We start from the raw sequence: 6039 nt of genomic DNA on the forward strand, positions 1-6039 counted from the left end.
CCTGACGTGACCAAACTGAACCTGATCGCCGGCGAATGGCTGGCGGGCGATGCTGAGATTGAAAACCGCAACCCCTCGGACCAGAGCGATCTGGTTGGCCTGTTCGCGCAAGCCAGCGCCGACCATCTGGACGCCGCGCTGGATCAGGCCCGGATCGCGCAGGCCGAATGGGCCGCCTATCTGCCCGAGCGCAAGCAGGCAGTGCTGATGAATATCGGCACCGAGTTGATGGCCCGCGCCGAAGAACTGGGAACGCTGCTGAGCCGGGAAGAGGGCAAACCACTGGCCGAAGGCAAGGGTGAGGTCTATCGCGCCGGTCAGTTCTTCACCTATTACGCCGCCGAATGCCTGCGCCAGATCGGCGAGAATGCCGACAGCGTCCGCCCCGGAGTCGAGATCGACGTGCGTCGCGAACCCGTGGGCGTGGTGGCGATCATCAGCCCGTGGAACTTTCCGACCGCCACCGCCTCATGGAAGATCGCGCCAGCGCTGTGTTACGGCAACGCGGTGGTGTGGAAACCTGCGAACCTGACCCCGGCCTCGGCGGTCGCGTTGACCGAGATCATCGCGCGGCAGGACATCCCCAAGGGTCTGTTCAGCCTTGTCATGGGCTCGGGGCGCAGCATCGGGCAGCGGCTGGTGGAAAGCCCAATGGTCAACGCGATTTCCTTCACCGGCTCGGTTCCGGTGGGCAAAGGCATCGCGGCGGCAGCGATCCAGAACCTGACCAAAGTGCAGATGGAGATGGGATCGAAGAACGCGCTGGCCGTGATGGATGACGCCGATCTGGATCTGGCGGTGACGCTGGCCTTGGGTGGGGCCTTTGGCGGGACCGGTCAGAAATGCACCGCATCCTCGCGCCTTGTGGTGCATGCGGGCATACACGATGCCTTTGTCGAGAAGCTGGTCGCGGGCGCGCAGGCGATGAAGGTCGGACATGCGCTGGAAGACGGCACCCAGATGGGGCCGGTTGTCAGCGCCCAGCAGTTGCAGGAAAACCTGGCCTATGTCGATCTGGGCCGGTCCGAGGGCGCGGAACTGGCCTGTGGCGGGCAACGGTTGGAGATGCCGCATGACGGGTTCTACATGTCGCCGGGCGTGTTCCTGAACACCACCAACGATATGCGCATCAACCGCGAAGAGATGTTTGCCCCCCTGACCAGCGTCATCAAGGTTGACAGCTATGATCAAGCGCTGAGCGTGGTGAACGACACCAATTTCGGCCTGACCTCGGGCATCGTCACTCAAAGCCTGGCCCGTGCCACCCATTTTCGCCGCAACGCCCGTACTGGCGTTGTCACCGTGAACCTGCCCACGGCGGGCACGGATTATCACGTGCCTTTCGGCGGGCGCGGTGACAGTTCCTATGGCCCGCGCGAACAGGGCAAGGCTGCAGCCGAGTTCTACACCACCGTCAAAACCGCGTATATCAGCGCCGGAACGCCGGTCTGATGCGTATTGACGGGCTGCAATACGCGAACTGGTCGGAAAAGATTTTCCGCCAACTGCGCGAGGGCGGCGTGGATGCGATCCATGTCACCATCGCCTACCATGAGAATTTCCGCGAAACCGTCCTGAATTTCGAAAAGTGGAACCGCTGGTTCGAACAATACCCGGACCTGATTATGAAAGGTCGCTGGGCCAGCGACATTGACGTAGCGCGCGAAACCGGGCGGACGGCGGTGTTCTTCGGGTTCCAGAACCCTTCACCCATCGAAGACGATATCGGGCTGGTGGAAATCCTGCACGATCTGGGCGCGCGGTTCATGCAGCTGACCTATAACAACCAGTCCCTGCTGGCGACCGGTTGCTATGAGGATCACGACACCGGCATCACCCGCATGGGCAAACAGGTGATCAAGGAAATGAACCGTGTCGGCCTTGTGGTTGACATGAGCCATTCCGCCGACCGCTCGACCATCGAGGCCGCAGACCTGTCCGAGCGTCCCATTGCGATCACGCACGCCAACCCGCATGACTGGGCCCCTGCCCTACGCAACAAACGCGACGCGGTGATCCGGGCGGTGACCGAACGGGGTGGGATGCTGGGCTTTTCGGTCTACCCTCATCACCTGAAGGACAAATCCGCCTGCGCGCTGGAGAGTTTCTGCGAGATGATCGCCCGCACCGCTGACAAGTACGGCGCACAGCATCTGGGGATCGGCACCGATCTGTGTCAGGACCAGCCTGACAGCGTGGTCGAATGGATGCGCGTGGGGCGCTGGACCAAGGAAATCGACTATGGCGAAGGTTCAGCCTCGGCCCCCGGTTTCCCACCGATGCCGGGCTGGTTTCAGAACAACCGCGACTTTGGCAATATCGAAGACGGATTGCGCGCTGTCGGCATGAGCGCCGACGAGGTCGCGGGTATAATGGGCGGCAACTGGTATCGCTTCTTCGCCGAAAACTTTGGACCGCAGGCCAAATGACCCTCAGCGGCGCACATATCCCCCGGCGCGATCCCGCGCAGGTGATGCGCCTGTCGCGACTGGGGTCGCTGCATCAGTGCAGGCTCAGCTTCATGCGGCAATTGACCCGGCGCATGGCCGATGAGCGCTGGACCTTCTCGCGCCCGGTCTTTGAGATTGATGCGCGTGGCGTCGGCCATGCCGTCTACACCGCGCAGGGGCCAGAGCGCGCCTATTCGCTGGTCGCCTTCGCCCATGATTTGCCGCCCGAACAACGCTCGGACCGCGTGATCGCCGAGGCGTGGGACGCGACCTTTGCCCTGTTCGATGGCGTGCCGACGACCGAGGATATCGACCGGCTGTCCCGAAACGTCCCGCTACAAGAGGCGGGTCGCGTTAGCGAACGCGAGTTGTCCTTGTCGCGCGCCAACCGCTCGGTCCGGTTGTGGGCGCATGTGGTGGACAGGTTGGCAGCTGGGCAGCAACCGGATTTGGACCAGATTTACAAGGTCGGGTACCTGATGCGGACCACCGCCGTGTACGGCTCGGGCAAGTTCGGGGCGGCGGATCGTGAAAAGATCGCGGATCGCCCGGAAACCAGCGCGCCGTTTCAAGCCGAGATGCTGTCGGTCTACCTGACCCGCACCTTCGTCCGCGATCTGGTGCAGCATATGGCCAGCGCCAAGGGCGGGGACAAGACCGCCGAATTGGCCCCCGACATCGCACGCTGGCTGGGGATCGGCAACTCCACCGGTCTGGGCATGGCCCCCTTCATCGTCAACCACCCGGTCCTGTTCAACAACTGGATCATGGCGCGGGAAGAGGCGATCTCGCGCGTGCGCTCGGTCGAAACAGCATCTGCTGCGGAGGCCCAGACGTTCCGGGACATCTTCAAGCGCTGCAAACTGTCGGTCTCGTGGTGGCAGTCCGAGCACCCGGTTCAGATCGAAAAACTGGCAGCGCTGAAGGCGGACCTGTCGGCAATCTCGGACTATCTCGACAGGGACAACCTGACCGAAAACCACCCCTGGGACCGGCTGGTGCGCTGGTCCGAAACGGCGCTGAGCCCCGAAGGGCAGGAGTTGATCACCTCGCTGATCTTAGAGCCCTATCCAGACCTTGTGGATGGTCTGGCAAGCTGCATGGCGGACACCCATTCCGGCGCGCAGGTGATTGATGGCACAATGGCGATCTCGGACCTGCGGGCGCTGATCCGGCAAAGCTTTGACTGGGCGCTGGATATGGACTGGGAGGCCCCCGGGAATTGCGCGCGAGCGTGGTATGTCTCGGAAGAAAAGCTGGAACCCAGACTGGGGGAACGGTTCGAGGAACCGATTGCCGACTACGAACAACCGCTAGCCCCTGCGCGGGATGCGGCTTTGGCCCACAAATGTCTAACCGGATGGGATGACAACGAACCGGTAGCCGCCTTCCTGCTGCGCCATCCCGAACACCGCCACACGGTCCGCCGCGCGCAGATGACCCCCTTCGCCCCTTATGGCGAGGTCCGCGACAACACGATCAGCGCCACCGTTTTGCCCATCGACATGCTGCGGGCCAAACTCTCTTTCTTTGGCGCGACGCATTTCGATCCCCGGTCGGATCGCTGGGTGCGCATCTGCATGTATTCCGGCGCGCCCTACCCAGAGGACCTGAGCCCTGAAAACGCCGATCTCTGGGTCTATCCCGAGGTCACACCATGAACTTTTCCCTGAACGAGGTCGAAGCCATGGCCAAGCGCGCCACCCGGGGCGCGGGCTATTCATGGGGCCTTGCAGAGGAGGCCGCAAAAGCCACGCGCTGGCTATGCGCGCAGGGTCTGGACGGCGCTACGGAACTTGCTGCGGTTCTGCAGCGCGGCTTTCCTGACGATCTGGAACGGTACGCCCCAAAAGATTTAAACGGCGACTGGCAGGGCGAGGGCAATCTCTGCCCGCTGATGACCGGCGCAGCGTTGTCCGATCATGCCGCCACCCTGCGAACCGGATCGATCCTGATCCGAAATGTCGCCGCCCCGGCGCTGTTGCTTCCCTTTGCTGCCAATGTGGCGCGGCTTCTGGAGACCGGCCTGACTATCACGTGCGACGATTGTGTCGCGGCAACGGATGGGGAGGCGCTGTCCCTGCCGGACGGTCACCTAGGCCAAACCGGCAATGTCCGCATTGCCACAGGCCCGGCGCCGGATCATGCCCGACCCCCGGCCACTCGCGCCACGCCGGATGACGAAAGCTGGCGCATCCTCACTGGCATGGCCCACCGCACTTATGCACCCGCAACCGAGGAGTCCCGCAGGCTCGGGGCCGGATCCGGGTTGTCCGACAACGAATGAAGGGGAAATAAGATGGTTGAAACGCGCAGACTTTCGCTGACAGAGATCGAAGACCTGGCATTCCGGGCCCTGACCGCCGCAGGAACAAGCGAAGCGAACGCACGCCCGCTGGCCGTTGCGACAGCGGCAACCGAGGCGGATGGGGTTGCCAGCCATGGCCTTGCCTATATCCCGATCTATTGCGAGCACGTGCAGTGTGGAAAAGTGGACGGGCAAGCGGTGCCGACACTTGAAGCGCCCAGGCCCGGAGTCGTCCGCGTCGATGCGGCAACCGGATTTGCCCATTCCGCGATTGATCTGGGGTTTGAGGCCCTGATCCCCGCCGCCCGCGCACAGGGCATTGCGGCGCTGGCGATCACCAACAGCTACAATTGCGGCGTGCTGGGCTATCACACCTACCGGTTGGCCCAAGCCGGTTTGGTCGGGCTCGGCTTCACCAACGCACCGGCGTCGATTGCGCCGTCCGGAGGCTCGAAACCCGTGGTCGGAACCAACCCGTTCTCCATCGCCGCCCCGGGGGCAGACGGGCAACCCGCGCTTCTGATCGATCAAAGCGCCAGCACAATTGCCAAAAGCGAAGTGATGAAACATGCGCGCGAGGGCAAGGCGATCCCGGTTGGCTGGGCGCTTGACCCGGACGGCAATCCGACGACGGACCCGACTGTCGGGCTTAAGGGCAGCATGGCCCCGTCCGGCGGATACAAGGGCGTCGGCATCGCGCTGCTGACCGAGGTCATGGCCGCAACGCTGACCGGGGCAACACTAGGCCTTCACGCCTCACCCTTTTCAGGAACGGCCGGTGGCCCGCCCAAAACCGGCCAGTTCTTTATTGCGATTGATCCCGAGGCAGCATCCTCTGGCGACTACCCGGGCGGAATCGCCTCACTTGTCGAGGCGGTGCGCTCGCAGGACAGCGCCCACCTCCCCGGCGATGGCCGCCAGTCGCACCGCGTGTCGGCAAGCGAAAACGGCGTTGACGTGAATGCGGCAACATTGGCGAAAATCGAAGATTTGTTGGGGTGACCTGGCTTAATTTCCCGGGTTCGATGTCTGTGCCGATGTCCACTTCTGGCCGTTGCTTTCGGACCACTGAGCTCAATTGCATCGTCGTATCCGTTGCTCGCTATCCACCGTGGAGCTGGGTTTGGCCGCTGCCAAAGCAGTAAGCCCCGCGCGTGGCTGGGTTAAGTATTTGACGTCAGGCTGTTTTGAGTTTGGTTTACGGGGTAGGATTTGAACCTTTGGTCCGGCGCGTTCGTCGGGTGATTGATCCACCGGATCGACCACTATTCCTCCTCAGCC

At 62.9% G+C, this 6039-nt stretch carries 5 protein-coding genes; all 5 read left to right on the plus strand.

What is annotated here, in order from left to right:
• Positions 1-6: 6 nt before the first annotated feature.
• From ACR0NJ_RS18700 to ACR0NJ_RS18720, 5 genes are read left to right on the plus strand one after another with little or no spacing between them, the layout of a single operon-like run.
• The gene (locus ACR0NJ_RS18700; RefSeq protein WP_480818607.1) at positions 7-1452 is read left to right on the plus strand and encodes an aldehyde dehydrogenase family protein; all 1446 of its coding nucleotides are present in this window, start codon (positions 7-9) and stop codon (positions 1450-1452) included.
• The gene (locus tag ACR0NJ_RS18705; protein ID WP_480818608.1) at positions 1452-2429 is read left to right on the plus strand and encodes a membrane dipeptidase; all 978 of its coding nucleotides are present in this window, start codon (positions 1452-1454) and stop codon (positions 2427-2429) included. The genes ACR0NJ_RS18700 and ACR0NJ_RS18705 overlap by 1 nt, the downstream gene beginning before the upstream one ends.
• On the plus strand, positions 2426-4111 hold the full coding sequence (locus ACR0NJ_RS18710) for a hypothetical protein (RefSeq protein ID WP_480818609.1): 1686 nt from the start codon (positions 2426-2428) through the stop codon (positions 4109-4111). Before ACR0NJ_RS18705 ends, ACR0NJ_RS18710 begins: the two co-directional genes overlap by 4 nt.
• Entirely contained in the window at positions 4108-4737 is a 630-nt protein-coding gene (locus ACR0NJ_RS18715) for a DUF3726 domain-containing protein (RefSeq protein ID WP_480818610.1), read from the plus strand. Before ACR0NJ_RS18710 ends, ACR0NJ_RS18715 begins: the two co-directional genes overlap by 4 nt.
• A 12-nt stretch (positions 4738-4749) precedes the next feature.
• Positions 4750-5760 (plus strand): Ldh family oxidoreductase, encoded by a 1011-nt coding sequence (locus ACR0NJ_RS18720; RefSeq protein ID WP_480818611.1) that lies wholly within the window; start codon positions 4750-4752, stop codon positions 5758-5760.
• Positions 5761-6039: the final 279 nt, after the last annotated feature.

The organism is Ruegeria sp. F11 (assembly GCF_056533855.1).

Bases quoted from the DNA above. Each gene is read 5' to 3' on its own strand.
- ACR0NJ_RS18705 (WP_480818608.1), top strand. From the start codon at position 1,452: ATGCGTATTGACGGGCTGCAATACGCGAACTGGTCGGAAAAGATTTTC.
- ACR0NJ_RS18710 (WP_480818609.1), top strand. From the start codon at position 2,426: ATGACCCTCAGCGGCGCACATATCCCCCGGCGCGATCCCGCGCAGGTG.
- ACR0NJ_RS18715 (WP_480818610.1), top strand. From the start codon at position 4,108: ATGAACTTTTCCCTGAACGAGGTCGAAGCCATGGCCAAGCGCGCCACC.
- ACR0NJ_RS18720 (WP_480818611.1), top strand. From the start codon at position 4,750: ATGGTTGAAACGCGCAGACTTTCGCTGACAGAGATCGAAGACCTGGCA.